The organism is Mycobacterium sp. NGS39, from assembly GCF_059812765.1.
The window spans coordinates 123,014-147,036 of the sequence record NZ_JCALDH010000005.1 but is presented as its reverse complement, the minus strand read 5'-3'; the positions used below and the strand labels follow the sequence as shown (position 1 = coordinate 147,036).

Genomic DNA, 24,023 nt, shown 5'->3' with positions numbered 1-24,023 from the left:
CCGGTTTGCGCACCGAAATCGCATAGCGGTCAGACGTCGGTGGAGAACCGGATGCCGCCGTCGGGAATCGTCACGCCGGGCCATACCCGTGCGCCGCGCAGCAGCTCACACCGCGCGCCGACGTCCGCGCCGTCGCCGATCACGCCGTCGCGGATCAGCGCCCGCGGCCCTACGCGCGCGCCGAACCCGATGATCGACCGCTCGATGCGCGACCCGGCCTCCACCCGCGCACCGTCGAAGATCACCGCGCCGTCCAGCCGCACCCCCGGCCCGATCTCCGCGCCGCGACCGACCACCGTGCCGCCGACCAGCACCGCTCCGGGCGCCACCGCGGCGCCGTCGTGCACCAGCTTCTCGCCGCGCTGGTGGCCCAGCGCCGGCGACGGCGCGATCCCGCGAACGAGGTCGGCCGATCCTTGGACGAAATCCTCGGGCGTACCCATGTCGCGCCAGTAACTCGCGTCAACGTAGCCGCACACCCTCAGCCCGTCCGACAGCAGCGCCGGGAACACCTCGCGCTCCACCGACACCGGCCGGCCGCGAGGAATGCGGTCGATCACCGAGCGGCGAAAGATGTAGCAGCCGGCGTTGATCTGGTCGGTCGGCGGGTCCTGCGTCTTCTCCAGGAACGCGGTGACCAAACCCTCATCGTCGGTGGGCACGCAGCCGAACGCGCGCGGGTCGCCGACGCGCACCAGGTGCAGGGTCACATCGGCGTCCAGGCGGTGATGCGTCTCGAGCATCGACACCAGGTCGGCCCCGGAGAGCACGTCGCCGTTGAACACCATGACCGTGTCGTGGCGCAGTCCGGCGGCGGCGTTGGCGATCCCGCCGCCCGTGCCCAGCGGTTCGGTTTCGGTGACGTAGTCGATCTGCAGACCCAGCTTGGAACCGTCACCGAACTCGGATTCGAACACCTCGGCCTTGTACGACGTGCCCAGCACCACATGGTGGATTCCGGCGGCCGCGATCCGCGACAGCAGGTGGGTCAGAAACGGCAGCCCGGCAGTCGGCAGCATCGGCTTGGGCGCCGACAGGGTCAGCGGCCGCAGCCGCGTGCCCTGGCCGCCGACGAGCACGATCGCGTCGACGTGCGCCGGGTCGATCGAGGTGTCCGTCATCTCACCTGCCTTTCGCCAGCTTGCGCCGGGAGCCTCGCACCGCCAACCGGGACCGCACCGCAAGCGCGAACCGCATCGCCCACCTCAGGGGCGCCTGCCACCAGTGCGGGTGCCGATCGGCAAGGTAAATGTAGGTGCTCTGGTGGTGTGCGACGAGGTTTCGGGCAGGATCGCGGCCGGTGGCGTGGCCCTTGTCGTGCAAAATCTCCGCCGAGGGCACGTAGACGTTCTGCCAGCCGGCCTTGCCGAGCCGGTCGCCGAGGTCGACGTCTTCCATATACATGAAGTAGCGCTCGTCGAATCCGTTCACCTCGTCGAAGGCGGCCTTGCGCACCAACAGGCACGACCCCGACAGCCAGCCGACCGGCCGTTCGCTGGGCTCCAGACGCTCCTGGCGGTAAGCCGCCGTCCACGGGTTGGTGCGCCACAGCGGTCCGATCACCGCGTGCAGGCCGCCTCGGACGAGGCTGGGAAGGTGACGTGCCGACGGATACACCGAGCCGTCCGGGTCGCGGATCAACGGGCCCAGCGTGCCGGCTCGCGGCCAGCGGCCGGCCGCCTCCAGCAGCAGGTCGATGCTCGCCGGCCCCCACTGCACATCGGGGTTCGCGACGACGAAGAAGTCTGTCTCCGGGCCGAGTTCGGCGGCCGCGCGGTTCACCGCGGCGCCGTAACCGATATTGCCGCCGGTGCGCAGCAGGCGGGTGTTCGGGAACTCGGCCAACGCGGCCTCGGGGCTGCCGTCGGTCGACCCGTTGTCGGCCATGACGACGGTGACGGGCCGGTCGGTGGCGTGCGACAAACTCGCCAAGAACCGGTGCAGGTGCGGACCCGGCGAGTACGTCACCGTCACCACCGTCAACATGTCACTCACGGGACGCGCCAACTCCCTCACTCACGGCGTAGAGGGTAACGGTTCTCAGCCCCGACCAGCGTCGTCAGCCGAGCTTTCGCGCGCACGGGTCTCGCTGGCGGACAGCGCGGCGGCCAGTGCGTCGCGCCACGGCCGCAACGGAGTCAGTCCGGCAGCGGCAGACAACCGGGCCGACAACGCGGAGTAGGCCGGCCGTGGGGCGGGCCGCGGCTTGCGGTCGGCGGCGACGGGCCGGACCCGTTGCGGGTCGGCGTGCAGCTCTTCGTAGACGGCCCTGGCCTGATCGAACCGGCTGACGGCGCCGGCGTTCGCGGCGTGCAGCAGGGGCGCGCTGATACCGCCCGCGGCGATCTGCAGCAGCGCACCGACCAGGTCGGCGACGAACGTGGGCGAGCCGATCTGGTCGGCCACCACGTCGATCTCCTCCCCGCCGCGTGCGCGTTGCGCGATGGCGGCGACGAAGTCATTGCCGACGCCCGTGTAGACCCAGGCAGTGCGCACCACCTGCGCGTCGGGCAAGACGGCGTGGACCGCCTCCTCGCCGGCGAGCTTTGTGCGCCCGTACACCGACAGCGGCTCCGGCTGGTCGTCGACGTCATAGGGCCGGGGTGAACCGGCGAAACGTCCGCTGAACACGTAGTCGGTGGACAGGTGGATCAGCCGCGCGCCCACCCGCGCACAACTGCGCGCGACGTTTCCGGGACCGACCGCGTTCACCGCGTGCGCAGTCTCGGCGTCCGACTCGGCGGCGTCCACCGCGGTGTAGGCGGCGCAGTTGACCACCACGTCGCCGGGTTCGACGATCCCGTCACCGGCACCGGCAGTGGTGATGTCCCAGTCGGTGGAGGTCAGCGCCACCACGTCGTGACCGGCGCAGGCCGCGTCGACGGCCAGCCGGCGCCCGACCTGCCCCCGCGCGCCGGTGATAACGATTCGGTGGCCCACGGTTTTCGAGTCTGGCACGCCGGGCCTCGGCTACGGCGTCTGCGGCGCCTGCGCCAGTAGCCTGGTCGCAGCTACCGAACTGAATGGGGTTTCTTCGTGCCTGCTGTGCCAACCGCCGGCCCGGCCGCGAACGCGCGCCGTGGCGTGCGGGTGCTGTGCACTGTGGTGGCGTGTGCGATCGTGTTGGCCACCGGACTGGCGTGGAGCAAGATCCGTTCGCTGGAGAACGGCATCCTGCACATCAGCTCGCCGCTGCTGGGCACCGGCGGCGAGGACGGCGCGATCGACATCCTGCTGGTCGGCATGGACAGCCGCACCGACGCTCACGGCAATCCGCTCAGCGAGGACGAACTCGCCCAGCTGCACGCCGGCGACGACGTGTCCACCAACACCGACACGATCATCCTGGTGCGCATTCCGGACAACGGGAAGTCTGCGACGGCCATCTCGATCCCCCGCGACTCGTACGTGCAGGCTGCCGGCCTGGGGAAGACGAAGATCAACGGCGTCTACGGTCAGACCAGAGAACAGAAGCGCATCCAGCTTGTCGAGTCGGGCGTCAGTGATGCGCAGGCCGACGCCCAGGCCACCGAGGCGGGGCGCGAGGCACTGATCAAGACCGTCGCCGATCTCACCGGCGTTACCGTCGACCATTACGCCGAAGTGGGACTGCTGGGCTTCGCGTTGATCACCGACGCCATCGGCGGTGTCGACGTGTGCTTGAAAGATGCTGTCTACGAACCTCTTTCGGGTGCGGACTTCCCGGCCGGCTGGCAGCGGCTGAGCGGGCCGCAGGCGCTGAGCTTCGTCCGACAGCGTCACGATCTGCCCCGCGGTGACCTCGACCGGGTGGTGCGCCAGCAGGTTGTCATGGCTTCCCTTGCGCATCAAGTGATTTCAGGTAAGACCCTGTCCAGCCCATCGGCGCTGGAGCGCCTGCAGACGGCGATCCAGCGCTCTGTGGTGCTGTCGGACGGTTGGGACATCATGGACTTCATCAAGGAGCTGCAGAAGCTGGCCGCAGGCAACGTCGCGTTCGCGACCATCCCGGTGCTCGACGAGTCGGGCTGGAGCGACGACGGCATGCAGAGCGTGGTGCGGGTGGACCCCTCGCAGGTGCAGGAGTGGGTCAAGGGCTTGCTGAGCGACCAGGCGCAGGGCAAGACCGAAGAGCTGGCCTACACACCGGCCAACACTGCGGTCGAGGTCGAAAACGACAGCGACATCAACGGTCTGGCAGCGGCGGTGTCACAGGTGTTGGCCAACAACGGGTTTCAGCCGGGGCCGATCGGCAACCACGACGGCGGGCACGTCCCGGGCAGCCAGGTGCACGCGGCCAAGGCCGACGACCTCGGTGCGCAAGCGGTGGCCAAGCAGCTCGGCGGACTGCCGGTGGTGGCCGACCCGTCGGTGCGCCCGGGCACCGTGCGGGTGGTGCTCACCGCTGACTACACCGGGCCCGGCTCTGGGCTGGACAGCACCAATCCCACCGTCGCGACCGTCGATCCGGCAGCCGCAACCACCGGTGACACAGCCACCGATTCCGAGGCGCCGCCGCCGTCGCCGATCATCACCGCAGGTTCGAACGACCCGCAGTGCGTCAACTGAACCAGTGACCAATCTGGCTGCGGCAGTGCTCGATCCGTTGTTGCGAACGGACCCGTCCAAACCGCGGATCACCTACTACGACGACGCCTCCGGCGAGCGGATCGAGCTGTCGACGGCCACGTTCGCGAACTGGGCTGCCAAGACCGCGAACCTGCTTCGCGACGAGCTCGGCACCGGGCCGGGCAGCCGGGTCGCGGTGCTGTTGCCGGCTCATTGGCAGACGGCGGCGGTGGTGTTCGGGGTGTGGTGGATCGGTGCGGAGGTGGTGATCGGTGGCGGCGACGCGGACGTGGTGATGTGCACTGCCGACGCTGTTGCCGATGCCGACGCCGATGACGTGGTGGCGCTGTCGCTGGACCCCTTCGGCCGGCCCGTGAACGACCTTCCTCCCGGCGTCGTCGACTACGCGACGACAGTGCGGGTGCAGGCCGACCAGATCTCCGCCGAGCGGCAGCCGGGTCCCGCGCTCGGTGGCCGCTCAGCCGACGAGGTCCTCGCCTGGGCCGCTGATTCTGCTGCAGCGCAAGGCGTTTCGAGTCATGACCGGGTGCTGTCGACCGCCGACTGGACTACCGATGCCGCGCTGGTAAACGGCCTGGTCGCGGTGTTCGCCGTCGGTGCGTCACTGGTGCAGGTGGCCCATGCCGACCGGTCGGCAATGGAGCGCCGCCGCGTCACCGAAAACGTGACCGTGACGCTCTGACCGATGCCTCAGCGCAGCAGCGCGCGCGACATCACCACTCGCTGAATCTGATTCGTGCCCTCGTAGATCTGGGTGATTTTGGCGTCGCGCATCATCCGCTCCACCGGGAAGTCCTCGGTGTAGCCGGCGCCGCCGAACAGCTGCACGGCGTCGGTGGTGACCTCCATCGCCACGTCGGACGCGAAGCACTTCGACGCCGAGGAGATGAAGCCCAGGTTCGGCTCGCCGCGTTCGGCGCGGGCTGCCGCGCTGTACACCATCAGCCGGGCGGCCTCGACCTTCATCGCCATGTCGGCCAGCATGAACTGCACGCCCTGGAACTCCGCGATCGACCGGCCGAACTGCTTGCGCTCCTTGGTGTAGGCGATAGCCGCGTCCAGCGCGCCCTGTGCGATGCCGACGGCCTGCGCGCCAATGGTCGGGCGGGTGTGGTCGAGTGTGGCCAGCGCAATCTTGAACCCGGTGCCCGGCTCGCCGATGATGCGGTCGCCGGGGATGCGGCAGTTCTCGAAGTACAGCTCGGTGGTGGGTGAGCCCTTGATGCCGAGCTTGCGTTCCTTCGGCCCGACCGTGAAACCCTCGTCGTCTTTGTGCACGACGAACGCGGAGATGCCGTTGGCGCCCTTGTCGGGATCGGTCGACGCCATCACCGTGTACCAGGTCGACTTGCCGCCGTTGGTGATCCACGCCTTGGCGCCGTTGAGCACCCACGAATCCCCGTCGGCGCGGGCGCGGGTACGCATCGCGGCCGCGTCGCTGCCCGACTCCCGCTCGGACAGCGCATACGACGCCATCGCCTCGCCCGAGGCCAGCGACGGCAGCACTTGCTTCTTCAGCTCGTCGGAGCCGGACAGGATCAGCCCCATGGTGCCGAGCTTGTTGACCGCGGGGATCAGCGACGCCGACGCGTCGACGCGCGCCACCTCCTCGATGACGATGCAGGTGGCGACCGCGTCGGCGCCCTGCCCGCCGTACTCCTCCGGGATGTGAACAGCTGACAAGCCGGACTCGTTGAGCGCCTTGAGCGCCTCCTCGGGGAACCGTGAGTTCTGGTCCACATCAGCGGCGTGCGGGGCAATTTCCTTCTCGCACAGCTCGCGCACCACCGCGCGCAGCTCGTTGTGCTCGTCCGGCAGTTTGAAGACGTCGAACGACGGATCACCGGCCCATTTAGCCATCTCGGCCTCCTTGCTACTCCCCAGTAACGGTACCTTCGGGGCCCAGCAACCGGTCTTTCAGGGCGGCGTCCTTCTCCAGCACCGACGCCTCGAGTCGGCGCTGGAAATCCTCGATGCGCTGCCGCAGTCGGGGGTCTGACGCCGCCAGGATCCGTACCGCCAGTAGCCCGGCGTTGCGGGCGCCGCCGATCGACACCGTGGCCACCGGCACGCCGGCCGGCATCTGCACGATCGACAGCAGCGAATCGAGGCCGTCGAGCTTGGCCAGCGGCACCGGTACGCCGATCACCGGCAGCGGCGTGGCCGACGCGACCATGCCGGGCAGGTGCGCGGCTCCTCCCGCCCCGGCGATGATCACCTCGATGCCGCGCGACGCCGCGCCGCGGGCGTAGTCGAGCATGCGGGCCGGGGTGCGGTGTGCGGACACCACGCCCACCTCGAACGGAATGTCGAATTCGGCCAACGCGTGGGCGGCGGCCTCCATGACCGGCCAATCGCTGTCGCTGCCCATGATCAGGCCGACCCGCGGTTCAGGCATGCGCGTCCCATCCGTCGGTCCACTGGGCGTGCGACAACCAGTGTGCCGCCCGCAAGGCCCGCTCGCGCAGCGTGGCCACGTGATCGTCGTCGTCGGGCGAGCCGCTGCGGCCGAGAATGTTGACGTGGCCGATCTTGCGGCCGGGCCGCTCGGCCTTACCGTAGAGGTGCACCCGAGCATCGGGGATGCGGGCGAACAGGTGATGCAGCCGCTCGTCCATCGTCATCGTCGGCGTCTGCGCTGCGCCCAGCACGTTGGCCATCACCGTCACCGGCACCACGGGTGCGGTGTCGCCGAGCGGATAGTCCAGCACCGCCCGCAGATGCTGCTCGAACTGGCTGGTCGTGGCGCCGTCCATAGTCCAGTGCCCGGAGTTGTGCGGGCGCATCGCGAGCTCGTTGACCAGCAGCCGGCCGTCGACGGTTTCGAACAGCTCGACCGCCAGTAGTCCGACCACGCCGAGCTGCGACGAAAGCCACAACGCCAGCTCTTCGGCCTCGGCAGCGGTGTCCGGGTCCAACCCGGGAGCCGGTGCCACCACCAGCACGCAGATGCCGTCGCGCTGCACGGTCTGCACCACCGGCCACGCAGCGCCCTGGCCGAACGGCGACCGCGCGGTCAGCGCCGCAAGCTCTCGCCGCATCTCGACGCGCTCCTCCAGCAGCACCTGCACGCCGTCGGCCAGCAGCCGGGCCACCACGTCGCGGGCCGAGCCGAGGTCGTCGGGCAGGAACACCCCCTTGCCGTCGTAGCCGCCGCGTACGGTCTTGACCACCACGGGACCGCCGACGCGGGCGGCGAACGCGTCGACGTCGTCGACGGCGGCCGCCTCGGCGAACCGGGGCACCGGCGCGCCGAGCGACTCCAGGCGCCGCCGCATCACCAGCTTGTCCTGGGTGTGGATCAGCGCCTCCGGCGACGGCGCCACGGTCACACCCTCGGCGACCAGCTTGTCCAGCAGTTCTGTGGGGACGTGCTCATGGTCGAACGTCACCACGCTCGCGCCGTCGGCCGCGCGGCGAAGCGCGTCGAGGTCGTCGTGGCGGCCGAGCACCACATCCGGGCTGACCTGAGCTGCCGGGTCGTCAGCCGAAACCGCGAGCACCCGCAGGCTCTGGCCCAGGGCAATCGCCGCCTGATGAGTCATGCGAGCGAGCTGACCAGCACCGATCATCGCCACCACGGGCAGGGCACCAGACGAGTTACGCACGTTGCCATGGTGTCATGCGCGGCGTGCGCGGTTGGCGCGCACGGTTCGGCAGTGGGGCCCGCTCTTACGTAGACTGCCGTGTTGTGTCCTTCACCGACGCCACGATCGCCCGTCTCCCGCGTGTGGTCCGGCCGGCAGCAGAGCGGCATCACGAGCTGATCAAGTTCGCCATCGTCGGCGCCACCACGTTCGTGATCGACTCGGCGTTGTTCTACACGCTCAAGCTGACCGTCCTGGAACCCAAGCCGGTGACCGCCAAGATCATCTCCGGGATCGTCGCGGTGATCGCGTCGTACATCCTCAATCGCGAGTGGAGCTTCCGCGATCGCGGTGGCCGCGAACGTCACCACGAAGCGCTGCTGTTCTTCATATTCAGCGGCGTAGGTGTGCTGCTGTCGATGGCGCCGCTGTGGGTCTCCAGCTACGTGTTCGGACTGCGGGTGCCGCACGTCAGCCTGACGGTCGAGAACATCGCCGACTTCGTCTCCGCCTACATCCTGGGCAACCTGTTGCAGATGGCGTTCCGGTTCTGGGCGTTCCGGCGCTGGGTCTTCCCCGACGAGTTCGGCCGCAACCCGGAGAAGGCGCTGGAGTCCACGTTCACCGCGGGCGGTCTCGCCGAGGCGATGGAAGACGTGCACGAGGCACACGAGAAGTCGAACGTCACCCCGCTGCGCCGGTCACGGCGGCGTCAGCGCCTGCCCGAGGACCGGCTGTCGGATTCTTCGCCCCCAAGGGTGTCGAAGACCTCGTGATACAGCAGCGAGTGGACGCGCTCTACTTGCGGGATGTTGTGGAATTCCAACGGGTCTTGTGACGCTGACTCGATGATCAGCGTGCCGGTTCGCAGCATCCGGTCGAATATCCCGTGCCGGAATTCGACGCTGTTGATGCGCGCGAGCGGGATGTCTATGCCCGACCGGGTCAGCACGCCGTGGCGGAACATCACCCTGCGGTCGGTGATGACGAAATGTGTTGTGAGCCAAGTCAAGAACGGCCAGGCGGTGAGCCAGCCCACCAGCACCAGCCAGATGCCGGCCACCACCCAGTAGAGAACCGTCTTGGCCGTCTGGTCCCAGTCGGTGCGCTGCACCACCGCCACCACGAACACGGCGACCCCGGTGGCGACCACCAGCACGAGCACTGGGCCGACCAGCCGCTTCCAGTGCGGGTGCCGGTGCAGCACCACCTGTTCGTCTCTGGCGAGCACGTTGTCGGGGTAGCCCACGGCTTGAACCTTAAAGGTTGGGACGGAGGTGCACGACGTCTCCGGCGGACACCGCCACCACGTCGCTTCCGGTGTCGATGCGCAGCTGCCCGTGGTCGTCGACCAGCAACGCGGTGCCGACGACTTCGCGGCCGCCGGGCAGCACGGCCCGCACCGAGGAACCGATGGTGGCGCACCTGGACCGGTACTCCTCCATGAGTCCGGTGTCGCCGGCGCGCCAGGACGTGACGCGCTCGCCGAGCCAGCGCAGCAGTTCGGCGGCCAGCCGGGTGCGGTCGGCGTTGACGACGCCAAGATCTGCCAGCGAGGTCACCTGCGGTTCGCCGACCTCGTCGGCGCGCAGCGTGACATTGAGCCCGATCCCGACGACGATCGTCTGCCCGGTTGCCTCCGCGAGGATGCCGGCCAGTTTTCCATCGCCGGCGAGCACGTCGTTGGGCCATTTCAGCACCGCGTCCACGCCCGCGATACCGCTCACCGCATCAACCACCGCAAGCCCGGCGGCCAGCGGAAGCCAGCCCCATGAGGCCGTCGGCACGTCGGCGGCGCCGACGCCTGCTGACAATATGAGCTGTGCCCGGGGCGCTGCCGACCACGTGCGCCCGCTACGGCCTCGGCCGGCGGTCTGGTGTTCGGCGAACAGCACCACGCCGTCGACGTCCTCCCCGGCGTTGGCGCGGGCCACCAGATCAGCGTTCGTCGACCCGGTTTCTGCGACGACCTCGACGAAACGCCATGGCGAGCTGAGCGATTCGCGTAACGAGGCGGCATCCAGCGAAGGCCGTAGTTCGGATTCCATGCGAGAAGCCTAAGCGCACGATGCCGGACGCACCCCGACTCAATTCGGATTCCTTCTGTTACAGAAGTGATAGATGAGCCTATTGATGCCCCTGAAAATTAAGCGGACGCTGTGAACTACTTCCTCGCAGTCGAAGGGGGGCCCCGTGGGCCGGCTTCGCTCGCTACTCGCAGCACTCCTTGCAGCCGGAACCGCCGTGTCGCTCGCCCCCCCCGTTACGGCCGCGGATGACACCGTCGAAGCCGAGAACATGGTCGTCACGCCGGTCAACGCCGGTGCCGCCTACAGCGATCCGACCGCATCGGCTGGCGGAGCCCTGTTGTTGCGGTCGAAGTCCACCGCCACCGCGACGATATCCCTGCAAGCAGCGTCGAGGATTGCCGTCCGGGCAGCGGGTAAGGCATGTTGGGGTTCTCCGCGCATGACCGTGTCCGTCGACGGCAAGTCGGTGCTGGCGACGACGGTCAGCGCGAATTCCTGGACCACATATTCGCCGTCAGGCACCATCGCGGCCGGATCTCACACGGTAACAATCGCTTTCACGAACGCCTTCTCGGCTTTAGGCTGTGTACGCACACTTCTGGTCGACTCGCTCACATTGACATCCACCGCGCCGCCGCCACCAGTCCCCGGAACACCGGTGCTGATCGGTGCCAGCGGCGGCGGAGAACTGCTCTATCTATCGGACGCCGACCTATCGAAGGTGCTCGACGTTGCGACCTCGGCCGGCGCCCGCTACGTCCGGGTCGACCTCAATTGGTCTGAGATCGAACCCGCTGAGGGCCAACGTAATTGGAGCAACGTAGACCGCGTGGTCGATGCCGTCGTCGCACGAGGAATGCAACCGGTCGGTCTGCTGCTGCATACACCGCGGTGGGCGCGGGTCGCCGCCGCCGTCACAACCGAGGAAAGCGCGCCGAAAGACCCCGCCAAGTTCGCGGCGTTCGCCGAAGATGCGGCCACCCGCTATCTGAACCGAGTTGCAGTGTGGGAGGTGTGGAACGAGCCGAACATCGGCTGGAAGCCGCGACCGAACATCACGGCCTACGCAACTCTGCTCAAAGCCACCTACGCCGCGATCAAGTCGGTCAACTCAGACTTGTTCGTCATCTCCGGCGGATTGGCACCCGCCACCGACAGCTACTCGCAGATCGCGCCGATCACTTTCGTCAAGGGACTGTATTCGGCGGCAGCCAACTCGTACTTTGATGCGTTCGGGATGCACCCTTACACATTCCCGTATCTGCCGAATGAGCCGAACTCGTGGAGTGCTTTTCAACAGATGTGGCAAATGCGTGACGCGATGGTCTCCGGTGGGGACAGCGCAAAACAGATCTGGCTCACCGAGTTCGGCGCGCCTACGGGCACCGACTCGACGTCGGTGACCGAAGCTGTTCAGGCGCTGTCGTTCAGCTACGCGCTGCAGTATGTGCAGAACAACTCGTGGATGGGGCCGCTCTTCGCGTTCAGCCTTCGCGACCGCGGGACACATCGGTTCGACCCCGAGGACAACTTCGGCATCGTCCATTACGACTACAGCCCGAAGCCGGCTCTTGCGGTGATCAAGAACTTCGCCACCGGTGCATAGGGGTCAGCCGCTCAGTATCGCCTGCCTGAGCGCGTCGTATGCCGGCTTCTTGGAGCCGTCAGAGCGACGCAAGCCGTAATTGGCCTCGGGATCAGTGGAACCCGTGTCGCTGTCGCGATGGGTGTACCACATCAGTGCCGCGACACCCTCGTCACCATAGGCGGTCTTGACGGCGTCAGCAGCGATCTCGGCCTGACGCGCTTCGCTGACGTGGTCATCGCTGCCCGGCTCGCCGCCAGTGGGCGCGCCGAATTCGGTGATCCAGATGGGAGGCGCGGGAAGACCGGCGTCGGTGAAGATACTGCGAATCGACGCCAACCCGGTGCTCGCGTCCTCTCTGGGGCTCACCCACGGACCCCGTTGACTAGCAAGATTGGGATATGTGTACGGATGGATGCCCACTCCGTCGATTCGCTGTGCAACCCCCGAGCGGACCACGGCCGCGAGGAAGTCTTGGGGGGTGATCCCGTCGCGGCTGGGATTGGTGATCGACAGACCGCCGGTCACCACTTGGGCGGCAGGGTTGGCTGCCTTGATGCTTTGGGTCGTCAGCCGAAGGAGTTGCGCGTAGGCGAGCGGGTCGGGCTGCGGCTGCCAAAACCCTTGGGCGTTTGGCTCGTTCCAGATCTCCCACACGGTCACTCCGCGATACCTCGCCGCAGCCTGAGCCGCGAACGTTGCGAACTGTTCGGCGCTGGCCGGAGCACACTTGTCAGTGAAGCAGCCGGCCGGCCTCGCCCACGGCGGCGTGTACGCGAGGATCGGCAGTAGCGTCAGCCCCCGTTTGCTCACCGCGTCCACCAGGCGGTCGAAGCGGTGCCAGTCGTAGGCATTCGCCGAATCCGGTTGGATGTTCGGCCACGATAGATCCGCCCGTACCCACCTGGCACCCAGCGCGGCAGCGTCATCGAGAGTGGCTGACAGTTCCGCCGCCGGCATGCCAAACAGCGTGTCCCCGTAGGCGATTCCCACATGTGACCCCGCTGCCGTCAACATCCAAGGCGGCTTCAGCGGTGGTTTGCTGCAGCCGCCGGACATCACCGTGGCGATCGAAAAAATCACACACGCGATGATGCTGGCGACAACCGGCCGCCGACGGGAGGCGATATCACTGCCACCGGTTGTCATGGGTTCTGGTGCGCAAGCCGTCGGCTTCGTCACGCTGTAGGCGGGCAGGCACTGGTTGACGGCCTCGTCCCAGCTGAAGTCGTTGGCACTGTGGATGGCCCCGGCTGACAACCTCTGACGCTCAGCCAGCGCGCGCGTGATCACGTCCGGCAGATCGCTGCCGTCGGCCCGGCTCAGGTACCCGTTGCGTCCCGGCGTAATCAGAAGCCGAGCGAAATTGTCCGGATGATCTGTGGTGATCACTGGCGTGCCGCAGGCCATGGCCTCCACCGCCGCCAGCCCGAAACCTTCACGGCGCGTGGGGAAGACCATGAGCCGGGCGGACTTCATCCAACCGATGACCTCGGCGTGCGATTGCAGTTCTCCGGTGAACCTCACCTGGTCAGTGAGACTCAGCGCGCCTACGCGCTGAGTCAGCGTGTGGTGTTCAGGCCCGGTGCCGATGACCGTGAGCGACAGCCGGCTGCCGCGCTGACGCAGCTCGGCTACCCCGTCTATCACTGTGTCGACGCCTTTGTGCTCCAGCAGCCGCCCGACGAAAAGCAGGTCGGTGCTTGTGTTTCCGGCCGGCACGTCGCAGATCGCGCGGAGGTCGACGCCGTTGTTCCCGACGAACACGGGCACGCGCCCGCGCGTGACTTCGCGGATTCGTTGCGCCGTTCCCTCGCTGACGGCGATGATCCGATCCGGCAACTGCAAGACGAGCCGTTCGGCGAACGAGGCCAACACGCCGATCGGGCCCAGATAACGCCGCCAGTAGCTGCGGCCCCACACTTCGTGCCAGGTGGCTATCAGTGGCTTTCGCCGGATGACACAAACGGCCTTGACGACAAGCACCGGCAGGATCGGAATTTGATCGACCTCGACGACGTCGAACCGCGCCGTCACCATCCGGAAGCAGGACAGTGCGAATGCGACGGCTTGCAGGATGGACCGCCGCTGTCCGGCGTACAGCGGCCACCGTCGGCAGATTGCGTGCAGCCGAACAGGTCCCTGGTCGGTCACCGCGCCGCCCGCCCACCACTTCATGGTGTAGATGTCGACGTCGAATCCGCTTCGGGCGAGGCGCTGCGAATACTCTCGAGTGCGGGTCTCCTTGCCGCCGCTGTGCCAGGGCGCCACGGCGTCCGTCACGATTGCCAGACGGGGCTTTGGTCGGACTACACCGACGGTGCGTTCGCGCCGACTCAAGCTCATAGTCTCTCCAGAGGCTTGTCCGATGCCCGATCAGGGGCCATCGGGTTCAGCGTCCGCGCATAGAGCTGGAGCGTTCTGTCGGTGAACGTATCGGCCGAATACTCCGTTGCCCGTAGGCGACCGGCCTCGCCCAGCTGTCTGCACAGTTGCGGGTCCGACGCGAGCCGAACGATCGCGTCAGCCAGTCCGCGCTCGTCATAGGGCTCGGTCAAGAACCCGTTGACGCCGTTGGCGACAAGCTCGGGGATGCCGCCCACGCGGCTCCCGATGATCGCCCGGCCCACACCCATCGCCTCCAGCGCGACCGTCGGCAGGTTCTCCGGCCACAGCGACGGGATCACCAATGCGTCGGAATTCGCCAACGCGTGCACCACTTCCTCAGAGCCCAGGCGGCTTAAGAACCGCACGCCATCGGACACATTCAGCTCCGCTGCCAACGCCTGCAGCGCGGTGCGCTGACTGCCGTCACCGGCGATCGTCAGGGTCACGCCAGGGCACTCCAGCCGCGCCAACGCGAAGGCCCGCAGCAGAACCTCGACGCCCTTCACGGCTTCCAGTCGGCCCGCAAAGAACAGCCGTCCCGTGCAGGGTGGCGCTACCGCGTCCGGAAGGTTGATGCCGTTGTAGATCTGCACGATGCGTTCGGGGCCGACCTCGTCTTCGAGCACTCGCGCGAAAAAGTTGCTCGGTGCGATCAGCGCGCTGCACCGGCGCAACGCGAACAGGTACGCGGGGCGCTGGACCATCCGGAAATACAGAGAACGCAGACGCCCGATGATGCGCAGGTCACCTCTGCGGTAAGTGCCGTTGCGATAGTCGGAGTTGGGCAAATGCCAAGGGATGAGGGCGCGCGTGAAGTCCTCGGGGCCGTGGACTGTCATCACGAACGGGATCCCCCAAGCCGCGAACAGCGCTGCGGGACTGAGCTCTCCGATCGCGTGGAAATGAATGATGTCGGGCCGGAAGGTGTCGAAACACTGCCGAAGTTCGCGGAAAGCTCTGAGGTAGAAGAAGTAACGCAAGAGCCGCCGCGTCGGACCACCGGAGATACACGGAATCAATAGGTCCGCGAAGACGTCCTTGTGCTGGCTGGCCTCCTTATCGGTGGCGACGACGTGCACCACGTGACCGCGCTCGGTGAGTGCCCCGCGCAAGGTTTGAATACTTCGTTCGGCACCGCCGGCCTGCCAACCCATGTCGTTCACATGGCAGATTCGCAAGCCGTCGTGCGTGCGCCGGAGATGGTCATCAATCACGTTGTTGCCTCAGTCCGTTCCTATGCATAAGTCTGGGCCGACGCCTCGGCCGAATCGTCGCAACCTAGTTGTTGCAGCACGCTGCGCAGCGACCACCGAACCGCATCCTCATCGAACTCCTTCGGGAAAAACGAAGCCGTGAGCTGGATTTCGCCCGGCGACGGCGAGCACATCAGAATCGAGATGTTCGACTTGCTCGCCGGCGGCAGCGCAACCGCGAAGTTGTGTCGGCTATCCGGCAACCACCGCACGTCTGCCATCTCGGGCAACCGGGTGATGTCGGAGAACACGACGGTTGCCTCGCCGGTGGGAGACCGTTGTGCGACAAGCCAATCCGCCTCGCAGCGGCGCTGCCTCAGCGGCCACAGCAGCCGCGACTTGGCAGCTCCGCCCACCATCTCGATCAACGGCCGGCTGGAGGCGAGGTGGGTTGCCAGTGTGTCGCCGAACTGCTGCGGTGTGGTGTCGGGTCGATTCTCGACCCGGGCCACCGCGGTGAAGTTGGCCCATGTACGTCGGCCACGTGGGAGGTACCGGCGCAGGTCCACCAGCACCTCGATCACCGGCGACAGCGGAATGCCGGCTTCACGCAGCGAGCGGCACAGCAGGTACATCAGCACAGCCGAGGAGGACATGTCGAGGTGATGTTCTGTGCGATAACGACGTAACGCGGCGAGACATTCGTCGCTGCTTCTCACGAACACCGCACAATAGGGCTCTGCCATTCGCGCCGCCACCGCTGCGGCTCCCGGCGCCAACTGGTTCTTCACTCTCGCCGGCAACGCGGCGAGCCTGTCTCGTAACACCAGTCGCACTGCGGAAGCGAAGCTTCGCGGCTTCCTGACAGCTACATTGAGCGCGGACCACACGGCTGGGTTGCGGATAGCCCGGAGGTCGTTGCCGGCCATCCTCGGGTAGCCGTCGGCACTGCAGCGTGACACCTCACCCACGATCTTCAGCATGATGTGAGCGTCACCGAGCCCGTGGTCGAACCGGAACGCCATGAACTCACCGACCGGCATGACCGATACCGGAATGCGAACGCCCCGAGCCGCCTTCATGATCGAGTTCAGGGCAGCCGTGACTCCGTCGGCGCTGTCGACAATCGGTGCCATCACCGGGGGGTGTCGCACTGCATTGCCGAGCAGACCGGGATCAAACCGCCATACGCGGGAATTCGGTTGTGGGACCAAGCCGAGACGTCGCAGGGGATCACCGGCAGACAGGCCGAACAGGGCAGCCGTGATGTCTTTGGTGTGGCCCGCGGCCATCGGCCCCGCGATGATCCAGATGGGCTGACCGCTGAGGAGAATATCCAGCTGACCGGCGGCTATCGTCTGACTTGCGTTGTCCTGATTCATCTTTCGTAACCTGACCATCTGCTTCCCTTCGAGTCAGCCCGCATAACAAGCCGGTACACCGAGAGCTCTGTCGAAGACTGCGCAGGTCCGGTCGGACTGGGTGGCCCAGGAGAGTTCGGATCGGACCTTTCTTGCACCCCGGCGGCCCATATCGGCGGCACGCGCCGGGTTTGCCAGCAAGTCGGCCAGCGCCGCCGCGAGGCCACGCACATCGCCGGGCGCATGTAAGACGCCTTCGACACCGTCCGTAACGAGCGTGGGGACGCCGCCGACCGGCGTGGACACCACCGGCCGCGCCGTCGCCATGGCCTCGACAAGAACGGTCGGGAAGCTGTCGTAATGTGTGGGAAGTGACACCACGCTGGCCCGCCGGTACGCGTCAGCCAGCTGATGCCGGTCCCGTCGGCCGGAGAACGAGACGATGTCGCTGACGCCAAGTCGCCGGCACAAAGCGACGTGATCGGCCATCGCGTCGCCGTCACCGACCACCTCGAGCCGGACACCGGGTCGCTGCTCGCGCAGAGCCGACATCGCGGCTATCAGGTCGGGCAATCCCTTGTAATGAGCCGCCTTTCCGAGAGAGCCGACGAACAGAACCCGGTCCGGCTCGGGCGTTGCGCCGCCCTCGTGGAAGACGTCGACGTCGACGCCCGGCGGTATCGTCGTCGCCTTGCCCGAGAACAACCCGGGATAGCTGTCGACGACGTAATCAGACGAGCAGATGACCTGATCGGCACGCCGCGCGGTCCTGGTGAGCACCACACGTTCGTAGGTCCGGCACGTCAAATCGTAGAGAAGCCGCCCATTTCGCATCGGCCCGGTGTGATAAGTCAAGACGAACGGCAGGTCACCGGCTGCGCGAGCGGCGACGTCGGCCAGCAGCGGCACCGGCGCGTGTGCGTTGACGATGGTGATCCGCTCACGTTCGATGATTTCGCGCAGGAACCGCAACCAGCGCAGGCCGACCGGGGTGTTCGAGATCCGCACCTTGAAGGGGATGCGGTACACCCGGGCGTACTCGGTGTCGGTGAACCTGGGTGCCGGCCCTCGTTCGGGTTCGGTGGCGACGACGACGACGCGCCACCCGTGCCGGTGGTGAAGTAGTCTGGCGAGGTTTTCGACGTACTGCTCGACTCCGCCGATATCGGGCGGGAAGTACGGTGAAACCAGAAGGGCCGTCCTACCGTCAGTGTTCACAGCGCCAACCTGAACGCTCATCGCATCGCCTCCGACATCAGCGGTGCGGGCTCGGCACCAGCCGAATTTCGTTGATGGACAACGATCGCCACCACCGCATACAGTCCAGTGACCAGGTTGCCGATCAGCCACGCCCAGCCCAGCCACTCCAGTCCCCGGTCACTCCACAACTGGGCAAGGCCGATCGTGGTGAAGGCAAACGCCGCGCTGGATATGACCAGACTTTTCATCAGTCCCAGTAATTTGAGCACCGAGGCGGTCCAGGTGTTGAGGGCGACGGCCAAAGCGCCAATCGCAAGTATCCGCAACAGATTATCGGCGTTGTCGGCGTAATTGGGACCGAACAGAGAGAGGATCCAGTGGCTGCCGATGACCAAGACGACAACGGCGGGAACCAACAGCGCCACGAGCATCAGCGTCGACCGCTTGAGCAGAGCTCCCAGCCGCGACTCGTCGAACGATCCTTCGGCGAAGAATGCCTCGCCGACCGCGTATGCGACAGAGTAGACGGCATTGGCGATCTGAAACGTCAAGAAGAAGTAGCCGGCGTCCGCCTCGCCGCGGGCGTGCAGAACGATCAAAGGCAAAACCATGATGGGCCCGATAGTCGCGACGCTGGACAGGTAGCCCGATATCGAATAGCTCAGCTGATGACGGCTGAGCTCGGCGGCGCGCCGAAAGTCTATACGCAGACCCAAAATTCGGTACATGCACAAGATGCTCGCTCCAAGCGCGATGACATATCCGGCACCGACGGACGCGAAGATGCCGTAGGCGCCCAATCCGATCAAGGCCGCTGGAACCACAAGCTTGGTGACGCCCTGCAAGAACCCGTCAATGAGCAAGTTGTACTCGGACTTGCGCGCCGCGATGAAGACGAAGTCGGTCAGCAGGTTGAGTCCGGATGCCGTTCCGGCGATCAGGAAACCGACGGCATACAGCGGATTGTCGCGAACGAACGACAGTTCAGGCGCATAGATCGGCACGAATATCACGTACACGGCGGAGAACAGGAATCCGAAGCCGCCGACCGCAAGGAGGCTGCGGGTGACTTGGGCGTTGCGGTTGCTCGAGTTCGCGTAGAACCGCACGATCGTCACGTTCAGCCCAAACAGGCTCAGATAGGCAATCAGCGATGTTGCCGACACCAACGACATTCCGGCGCCGACCTGCTCCGGTGTGAACATCCGAGCGGCGAGGACCGAGAAGCCGAAACCCAGAATGGCCATGGTGCCCATGGCGGCCATCAAAAAGGACGAATTCCGAATCAGTCTGTCGGAGTGGGCCCCTCGACCGGCGCGCTCGTGAAGCGTGTTGCGGGTTATCACAAGCCACCCCCTTTCTTCTCGGCACCGGCGTGTGCGATCACCCGCAGCACGAAGAACGACACGATGGAACACACCAGTGAGACGGCGAGGACGAGCCCCTCCGTCGGCGCGTCCGCGAAATGAGTCAGCGGCATGGTCATCGTTTCCCGATGCGCAATCGAGTTCGCCATGAGATAGAGCAGCGGCAATGTCGAGTAGACGAACACGGTGCGAAGGATTGCGACGCTGAAGCCTTGACTGCGCCGGCACATGTCAGCCATCACCGCGCCTCCTGCGGCGTTCGCCGATCTGACGCAGAAGGTATGCGGCAGCTGACATGCCGAAGCAGACTGTGGCCAGGGTGTCCCGGCGAATGGGCAGCCACCACACAATCGGCTCGGCGAGAATGTCAGGGTTGAACACGGCGACCAACGCGCCGTAGATCCAGCCCAGCACGCCGAACACGACCACGGTGTCGATCCCGGCCCACGCTGACGCTGGCCAGATCACCCGCTTCCATTTGCCCTGTGCTGCTTGATCATCGCTGGTCATCGGTAAATCCTCGCGCCGTTATTGCTATAGATCAGGCTCTTGTTCTCGTCGAGGAACTCGACCGGGTACTTGTACGTCACGGTGTCGCCGGCGTACGACAGCGCAACGTCACCCTTGAGTACGGTGGTGGACCCGAGGAAGGCGTAGGCGTCCTTGCGGACGAACACCGGGAAGATGTCATCGCCGTCGCTGGGCTCGGCGTATCGCTGACGCGGTGTGAAAGCGTAGACGTAGCAATACATGTGGGCTTGCACGTCGGGGGCCTTCTCGGCCGAGATCCGCGTTCGTAGCCACGTGATCGCGGTGTCCTCTTGTTCATGCAGATAGCAGTTGTCGTAGTATTCGCCGGCGTTGTTCAGGTGGAGCTGGGGCGGATACCCACCCAACAGCTGCGGGATCACGCCCGTCAGCGAAAGGTAGAGCGTCACCGCCACGGCCAGCGCGACATTGCGCGCCCGTCGCCGGCCCAGCCAGTGAAACGCCTGGATACTCCCGACCGCGAGGAACGGCGCCAGCCAGAACAATCCCTGGCCGAAGGCACGAAGGAGCCCGTAATCGACCGACAGCTGCGGCAGGAGCACCAGCATCGCCATAGCGGCGATGCACGCCATTGCGCCGCAAACGAATTCAAGACTCGGCCGAAAGACGCCCGCACGTCCGCGCAGCACCGCGAGAAAGCCCACCGCAATGCACAGCTGCATCCAGATCGGTGCGACACGGCGCAGCGTTCCGTTGACGGCCGACGGACTCGCGCCGGCAGCGTCGATGGCCTTGCCGAGGGCGGTCGTCGGCAGTTGTTCGGCTGCCACCACCGGCGTGGGGTACCGATCGAGTTCGGACAGCGGGTAACTCGCACCCGCCATGCGGTCGGCTGCAGTGGTTTGGATCGCCTGGTTCCTGAAGTCCCGCAGCCGCTTCTCGGCGCTGAGTTTCTCCCCGCCGACGATGGCGTAGGAGGCATCGGACGACCGTTGTCCTTCGTCCGCTCCCCCGGTCAGCGACGTCAGCGTCGAGCGGAAGGTCTGCTCCACCTGGCCGCCCGCACCAGTGATCGGACCGGCCCAAACGAAGGTGAGCGCCCCGAGCACGAGCAGAATCGACCATGTAAGAACAGGCGGGCTGGGACTTTGTAGCGCGCGGCGTTGCCGTGACGCGTGGTGCCTGCCCCGCCGCTTTCGCATCAACCGGCGGACGGCCGGCGCGAGACGCGTTGAGGCCCAACACAACGCGAGCACAGCCAGCAGCACATACGTCGTCGAATAGTGCGACAGGACGACACCGACACCCAATGTGACGAACCCGATTCGCCGTAATCGGACAGGCACCGCGCGATCCGTCATGAGCAGAACAGCGGCGCCGAGGAAGAAGAACGCCACCTCCTGTCGGTTCAGGAACGGCATGTCGCCGAAGTAGGTGGGATACGCGACGAAGTAAACCGCCGCGAGCACCGCGACCGCCCGCGACGCGAACCGCCGGGCAATGAGGTAGATGAGCACCGGGCACAGCGCATAGAGCGACTGGAAGACGATTTTGAACACGAAAAGGTCGGGGATGCCGGTCGCCCGCTGGATGATGGTGGGCAGAATCGTGATGCTCAGGCAGGCGTTGTACGCCGAGTGGAACGCGTCTGTACCCCAGATACCTTGGCTGGTGGTCAGTTCGAACAGCCTGAACTCCCGCTGAATGTCGTGGCCCGTCACGAACCAGCCGCGCAATGATGTCATCAGCAGCAGCGCCAACGACAGCATGTACAGCGTCGCGACAATGGTCGACTCGCGCAGGACGGATCGCCATGTGAACACCATTACGATGACGGCCGCCCCGATCACCAGCGTCGCGGTGGTGACAGCTCCACTGGCCCCGTTGTTGAGCCGGATCGGCCCCGCAACGGCCCCGACGACGAGAACGACACCAGCGGCCAGCAGCAGCTGATCGCGCGTGCCGACCGCCCCCGCTGCCCGGGAGCGGATGACCAGATCGCTGCGCCAGCGCCAACGCGCTGGCCGCCAAACGCTCAGTGCCACAAGGGCGCCCAACACTGAGAGGACCACTGGGACGCGGTCCAGCGGTCGCGCCACCCCCACCAGCGGCAGGACGAAATCCACGACGAGGCCACCCACCATCATCGCGAGCAACACCAACGCGAGCGAGTACAGCAGCGACTCGTGCGCCCTGGTGGTCGACGGCCAGTTGACCTTCGCGTGCACGAGCAGCACCGGGATCACGAACAACATGACCACGCCCGCCGCCAAGCGCAACAAAAACGGGCCGGCATCCAGCAGAACAACGCCGGCGCAAGCCGACGCAGCGATGACGGGAATCAGGTCGCGCGCACCATCGGTCGTCGCCGGCTGCGACGCGGCTGTGGCAGCAGTCATGTCGCCGCCACGGAATCGTACAGGCGTTCCAGCGCCGAAACGCTGTTGCGCCATTCGAAGTTCAGTCCGCGGTTGGCGCTGCGGGCCGACAGCTCGGCAAGAAGTGCGGGGTCGTCGGCCAACTTGTCGATGGCGGCAGCCAGCGACTCCGGGTCCGGTCGGACCAGCAGGCCGACACCGTCGACGATCTCCCGAGTTCCTGGGGCGTCGGCCGCGACGATTGCCAAACCGGCAGCCATTGCTTCCAACAGGACGAGCGGCATGCCCTCCTTGTCCGACGAGATGACGAAGACCTGCGCCCAGCGGTACCACTGCACGAGTTCGTTGCCGCGCGCTGCGCCAGCCAACGTGACGCCGGTCAGCCCGAGATGGTCGATAAGACGGCTGATCTCATCGCGAAGTTCGCCGTCGCCGACGATCGCCAGCTCGACGTTCGACTTCACGTGGGCCATCGCGGTGACCAGCCGCAGCACGTTCTTCTGCGCATCGAGCCGACCCACGAACAGCAGACGCAATGTGCGTGCTCCCACCGGCTGTGCAGCGGGCCGATCGCACGCCTGATAGAAGCGAGGATGAACGCCGTTGGGAATTACAGTGATTCGCCCCGGTTGCACGCGGTGGTGGGATTCGATGAACCGGGCCTGCTCGGCCGACAACGCCACGACGGCCGCCGCGCGTCGCAGAAACGGCCCGAGCACCCACCGCTTATAGGCACCGAGGAGGACGCCAAATGGACCGGAGGGATCGACGTCGAGGTGGAAGTGGGCGATGTAGGGCCGCCGCCGCAGAAACGACACCAGGAGAACGACTTCGGGAACGAACGCCTGTGCGGTGTGCACATGCAGGATCGAGCGCCGGCTGATCGTGAGCAACCTGAGCGCCAGGCCCAGCGAAATCGGCGTGTGCGCAACCGAGAACGCGCCGAACCGGCGCACACGGACACCCGAGGTGTTCTCCCTAATGGGCGCCGTGGCGGAGCCGCAGGTCGTGGTCATCACATGCACCTCGTGACGCTCAGCGAGGTGCTCTGCCAGCGTCTGCGCGACGTTCTCCACACCACCGAGGTGCGGCGGGTAGTAGCTGGTGACCTGAACGACGACGTGCCGCCGCTGGATTTCGTCGATCATGCGCCCGCGGCGACCAGGTCGCCGTTGTCGACATACGCCACGTCTGACCTACCGCCGACGTAGCGGAGCAGCCGCTCGAGCCGCCCCCAGTCGCCGTTGTCGTCGATCTCCCAGCTATGTCCCCACAGATGGAACACACCTCCCGTATCCAGGACGCGGTCGAACATCGCCATTGCCAATTCATCCCAGTTCCAGTACATCCGTCGCGCCTTACGAAGATTCCCGGCGGCGAGGCGCACGGCGATCGGCCCGTCTACGAGGTGGCGGTACGCGTGCACCGTCGTATGCGTTTCATACGGCGACGAGATCCGTGTGACTCCACGACGTACTGTGCGCGCCAACACGAATCCGGCATTCTGCACCATCCCGATATGCCGGGCAGCGTACTGCCCGCCGGGATAGCAGAAGGACCGTAACCGGATACCGGTCGCCTGCTCCACAGCGTCCTTGCCGTCGACGATCTCGTCCCAGGCGACGTCATCGGGCAGGCCGGTCAACCGGCGATGCGTCAGTGTGTGGCCACCGATTTCGAATCCACGTGCCAATGCGGCGACCTCGCTGTCGCGCAATCGCTGTTGGTGGGGCAGCTCGACGTTTCGCGGCGCGACGTAGAAGGTTCCGCGCAACCCATAGCGCTCGAGCAAGTCGGCCAGTCGATGATCACAGACGTGGCCGTCATCCCAACTCGTCGTGACGACGACACCGTGGCTTCTAGCGGACATCCGTCC

Annotated in this window: 22 protein-coding genes; 4 read left to right on the top strand and 18 right to left on the bottom strand. The window is 66.3% G+C overall.

What is annotated here, in order from left to right; translation table 11 throughout:
• Positions 1 to 29 precede the first annotated feature (29 nt).
• Genes manB through rfbD form a run of 3 tightly spaced genes read right to left on the bottom strand, consistent with a single transcriptional unit; the run spans position 30 to position 2,940 of the window.
• Entirely contained in the window at positions 30 to 1,121 is a 1,092-nt protein-coding gene (manB, locus tag AC5Y39_RS09135) for a mannose-1-phosphate guanylyltransferase (RefSeq protein WP_500018132.1), read from the bottom strand.
• Between the two features lies 1 nt (position 1,122).
• A complete protein-coding gene (locus AC5Y39_RS09130) occupies positions 1,123 to 1,995 on the bottom strand; it encodes a glycosyltransferase family 2 protein (RefSeq protein WP_500018130.1) in 873 nt (290 codons plus the stop codon).
• Positions 1,996 to 2,040: 45 nt separating this feature from the next.
• Positions 2,041 to 2,940, bottom strand: a complete 900-nt coding sequence (rfbD, locus tag AC5Y39_RS09125; RefSeq protein ID WP_500018128.1) for a dTDP-4-dehydrorhamnose reductase — start codon at positions 2,938 to 2,940, stop codon at positions 2,041 to 2,043.
• A gap of 144 nt (positions 2,941 to 3,084) precedes the next feature.
• Between rfbD and AC5Y39_RS09120 the strand changes: the two genes are divergently transcribed.
• Together AC5Y39_RS09120 and AC5Y39_RS09115 are read left to right on the top strand one after the other, a co-directional pair.
• Positions 3,085 to 4,548, top strand: a complete 1,464-nt coding sequence (locus AC5Y39_RS09120; protein ID WP_500018394.1) for an LCP family protein — start codon at positions 3,085 to 3,087, stop codon at positions 4,546 to 4,548.
• A gap of 4 nt (positions 4,549 to 4,552) precedes the next feature.
• Positions 4,553 to 5,251 carry a TIGR03089 family protein gene (locus AC5Y39_RS09115; protein WP_500018126.1) on the top strand — a complete coding sequence of 233 codons (699 nt, stop codon included), beginning with the start codon at positions 4,553 to 4,555 and terminating at the stop codon, positions 5,249 to 5,251.
• An 8-nt stretch (positions 5,252 to 5,259) separates the two neighbouring features.
• Here AC5Y39_RS09115 and AC5Y39_RS09110 read toward each other — a convergent pair whose 3' ends face one another.
• Genes AC5Y39_RS09110 through AC5Y39_RS09100 form a run of 3 tightly spaced genes read right to left on the bottom strand, consistent with a single transcriptional unit; the run spans position 5,260 to position 8,177 of the window.
• On the bottom strand, positions 5,260 to 6,429 hold the full coding sequence (locus AC5Y39_RS09110; protein ID WP_500018124.1) for an acyl-CoA dehydrogenase: 1,170 nt from the start codon (positions 6,427 to 6,429) through the stop codon (positions 5,260 to 5,262).
• 13 nt (positions 6,430 to 6,442) lie between these two features.
• Entirely contained in the window at positions 6,443 to 6,967 is a 525-nt protein-coding gene (gene purE / locus AC5Y39_RS09105) for a 5-(carboxyamino)imidazole ribonucleotide mutase (RefSeq protein WP_500018122.1), read from the bottom strand.
• Positions 6,960 to 8,177 (bottom strand): 5-(carboxyamino)imidazole ribonucleotide synthase, encoded by a 1,218-nt coding sequence (locus tag AC5Y39_RS09100; protein ID WP_500018120.1) that lies wholly within the window; start codon positions 8,175 to 8,177, stop codon positions 6,960 to 6,962. The genes purE and AC5Y39_RS09100 overlap by 8 nt, the downstream gene beginning before the upstream one ends.
• Positions 8,178 to 8,260: 83 nt before the next feature.
• Here AC5Y39_RS09100 and AC5Y39_RS09095 point away from each other — a divergent pair, with 83 nt between their 5' ends.
• Positions 8,261 to 8,932 carry a GtrA family protein gene (locus AC5Y39_RS09095; RefSeq protein WP_500018118.1) on the top strand — a complete coding sequence of 224 codons (672 nt, stop codon included), beginning with the start codon at positions 8,261 to 8,263 and terminating at the stop codon, positions 8,930 to 8,932.
• On the opposite strand, the gene AC5Y39_RS09090 is transcribed toward AC5Y39_RS09095, so the two are convergent.
• Positions 8,869 to 9,405: a PH domain-containing protein gene (locus AC5Y39_RS09090; RefSeq protein ID WP_500018116.1), complete on the bottom strand. Its 537-nt coding sequence runs from the start codon at positions 9,403 to 9,405 to the stop codon at positions 8,869 to 8,871. The genes AC5Y39_RS09095 and AC5Y39_RS09090 overlap by 64 nt on opposite strands.
• A gap of 10 nt (positions 9,406 to 9,415) precedes the next feature.
• Positions 9,416 to 10,204, bottom strand: coding sequence for a biotin--[acetyl-CoA-carboxylase] ligase (locus tag AC5Y39_RS09085; protein ID WP_500018114.1), 789 nt, complete (start codon positions 10,202 to 10,204; stop codon positions 9,416 to 9,418).
• 196 nt (positions 10,205 to 10,400) lie between these two features.
• Here AC5Y39_RS09085 and AC5Y39_RS09080 point away from each other — a divergent pair, with 196 nt between their 5' ends.
• Entirely contained in the window at positions 10,401 to 11,792 is a 1,392-nt protein-coding gene (locus AC5Y39_RS09080; protein ID WP_500018112.1) for a carbohydrate-binding domain-containing protein, read from the top strand.
• A 3-nt stretch (positions 11,793 to 11,795) separates the two neighbouring features.
• Here AC5Y39_RS09080 and AC5Y39_RS09075 read toward each other — a convergent pair whose 3' ends face one another.
• Genes AC5Y39_RS09075 through AC5Y39_RS09030 form a run of 10 tightly spaced genes read right to left on the bottom strand, consistent with a single transcriptional unit; the run spans position 11,796 to position 24,017 of the window.
• Positions 11,796 to 14,054, bottom strand: coding sequence for a glycosyltransferase (locus AC5Y39_RS09075; protein WP_500018110.1), 2,259 nt, complete (start codon positions 14,052 to 14,054; stop codon positions 11,796 to 11,798).
• Between the two features lie 59 nt (positions 14,055 to 14,113).
• Positions 14,114 to 15,373, bottom strand: a complete 1,260-nt coding sequence (locus AC5Y39_RS09070; RefSeq protein ID WP_500018108.1) for a glycosyltransferase family 4 protein — start codon at positions 15,371 to 15,373, stop codon at positions 14,114 to 14,116.
• Between the two features lie 20 nt (positions 15,374 to 15,393).
• Positions 15,394 to 16,734, bottom strand: coding sequence for a hypothetical protein (locus tag AC5Y39_RS09065; RefSeq protein ID WP_500018106.1), 1,341 nt, complete (start codon positions 16,732 to 16,734; stop codon positions 15,394 to 15,396).
• Between the two features lie 33 nt (positions 16,735 to 16,767).
• Entirely contained in the window at positions 16,768 to 17,931 is a 1,164-nt protein-coding gene (locus AC5Y39_RS09060) for a glycosyltransferase family 4 protein (protein ID WP_500018104.1), read from the bottom strand.
• 17 nt (positions 17,932 to 17,948) lie between these two features.
• Positions 17,949 to 19,259: a lipopolysaccharide biosynthesis protein gene (locus AC5Y39_RS09055; protein ID WP_500018392.1), complete on the bottom strand. Its 1,311-nt coding sequence runs from the start codon at positions 19,257 to 19,259 to the stop codon at positions 17,949 to 17,951.
• A complete protein-coding gene (locus tag AC5Y39_RS09050) occupies positions 19,256 to 19,519 on the bottom strand; it encodes a hypothetical protein (RefSeq protein ID WP_500018412.1) in 264 nt (87 codons plus the stop codon). The genes AC5Y39_RS09055 and AC5Y39_RS09050 overlap by 4 nt, the downstream gene beginning before the upstream one ends.
• The gene (locus tag AC5Y39_RS09045) at positions 19,512 to 19,790 is read right to left on the bottom strand and encodes a hypothetical protein (RefSeq protein WP_500018102.1); all 279 of its coding nucleotides are present in this window, start codon (positions 19,788 to 19,790) and stop codon (positions 19,512 to 19,514) included. Before AC5Y39_RS09045 ends, AC5Y39_RS09050 begins: the two co-directional genes overlap by 8 nt.
• Positions 19,787 to 22,168 carry a DUF2206 domain-containing protein gene (locus AC5Y39_RS09040; protein WP_500018100.1) on the bottom strand — a complete coding sequence of 794 codons (2,382 nt, stop codon included), beginning with the start codon at positions 22,166 to 22,168 and terminating at the stop codon, positions 19,787 to 19,789. The genes AC5Y39_RS09045 and AC5Y39_RS09040 overlap by 4 nt, the downstream gene beginning before the upstream one ends.
• Positions 22,165 to 23,295 carry a glycosyltransferase family 4 protein gene (locus AC5Y39_RS09035; RefSeq protein WP_500018098.1) on the bottom strand — a complete coding sequence of 377 codons (1,131 nt, stop codon included), beginning with the start codon at positions 23,293 to 23,295 and terminating at the stop codon, positions 22,165 to 22,167. The genes AC5Y39_RS09040 and AC5Y39_RS09035 overlap by 4 nt, the downstream gene beginning before the upstream one ends.
• Positions 23,292 to 24,017 carry a polysaccharide deacetylase family protein gene (locus AC5Y39_RS09030; RefSeq protein ID WP_500018096.1) on the bottom strand — a complete coding sequence of 242 codons (726 nt, stop codon included), beginning with the start codon at positions 24,015 to 24,017 and terminating at the stop codon, positions 23,292 to 23,294. The genes AC5Y39_RS09035 and AC5Y39_RS09030 overlap by 4 nt, the downstream gene beginning before the upstream one ends.
• Between the last annotated feature and the right edge of the window lie 6 nt (positions 24,018 to 24,023).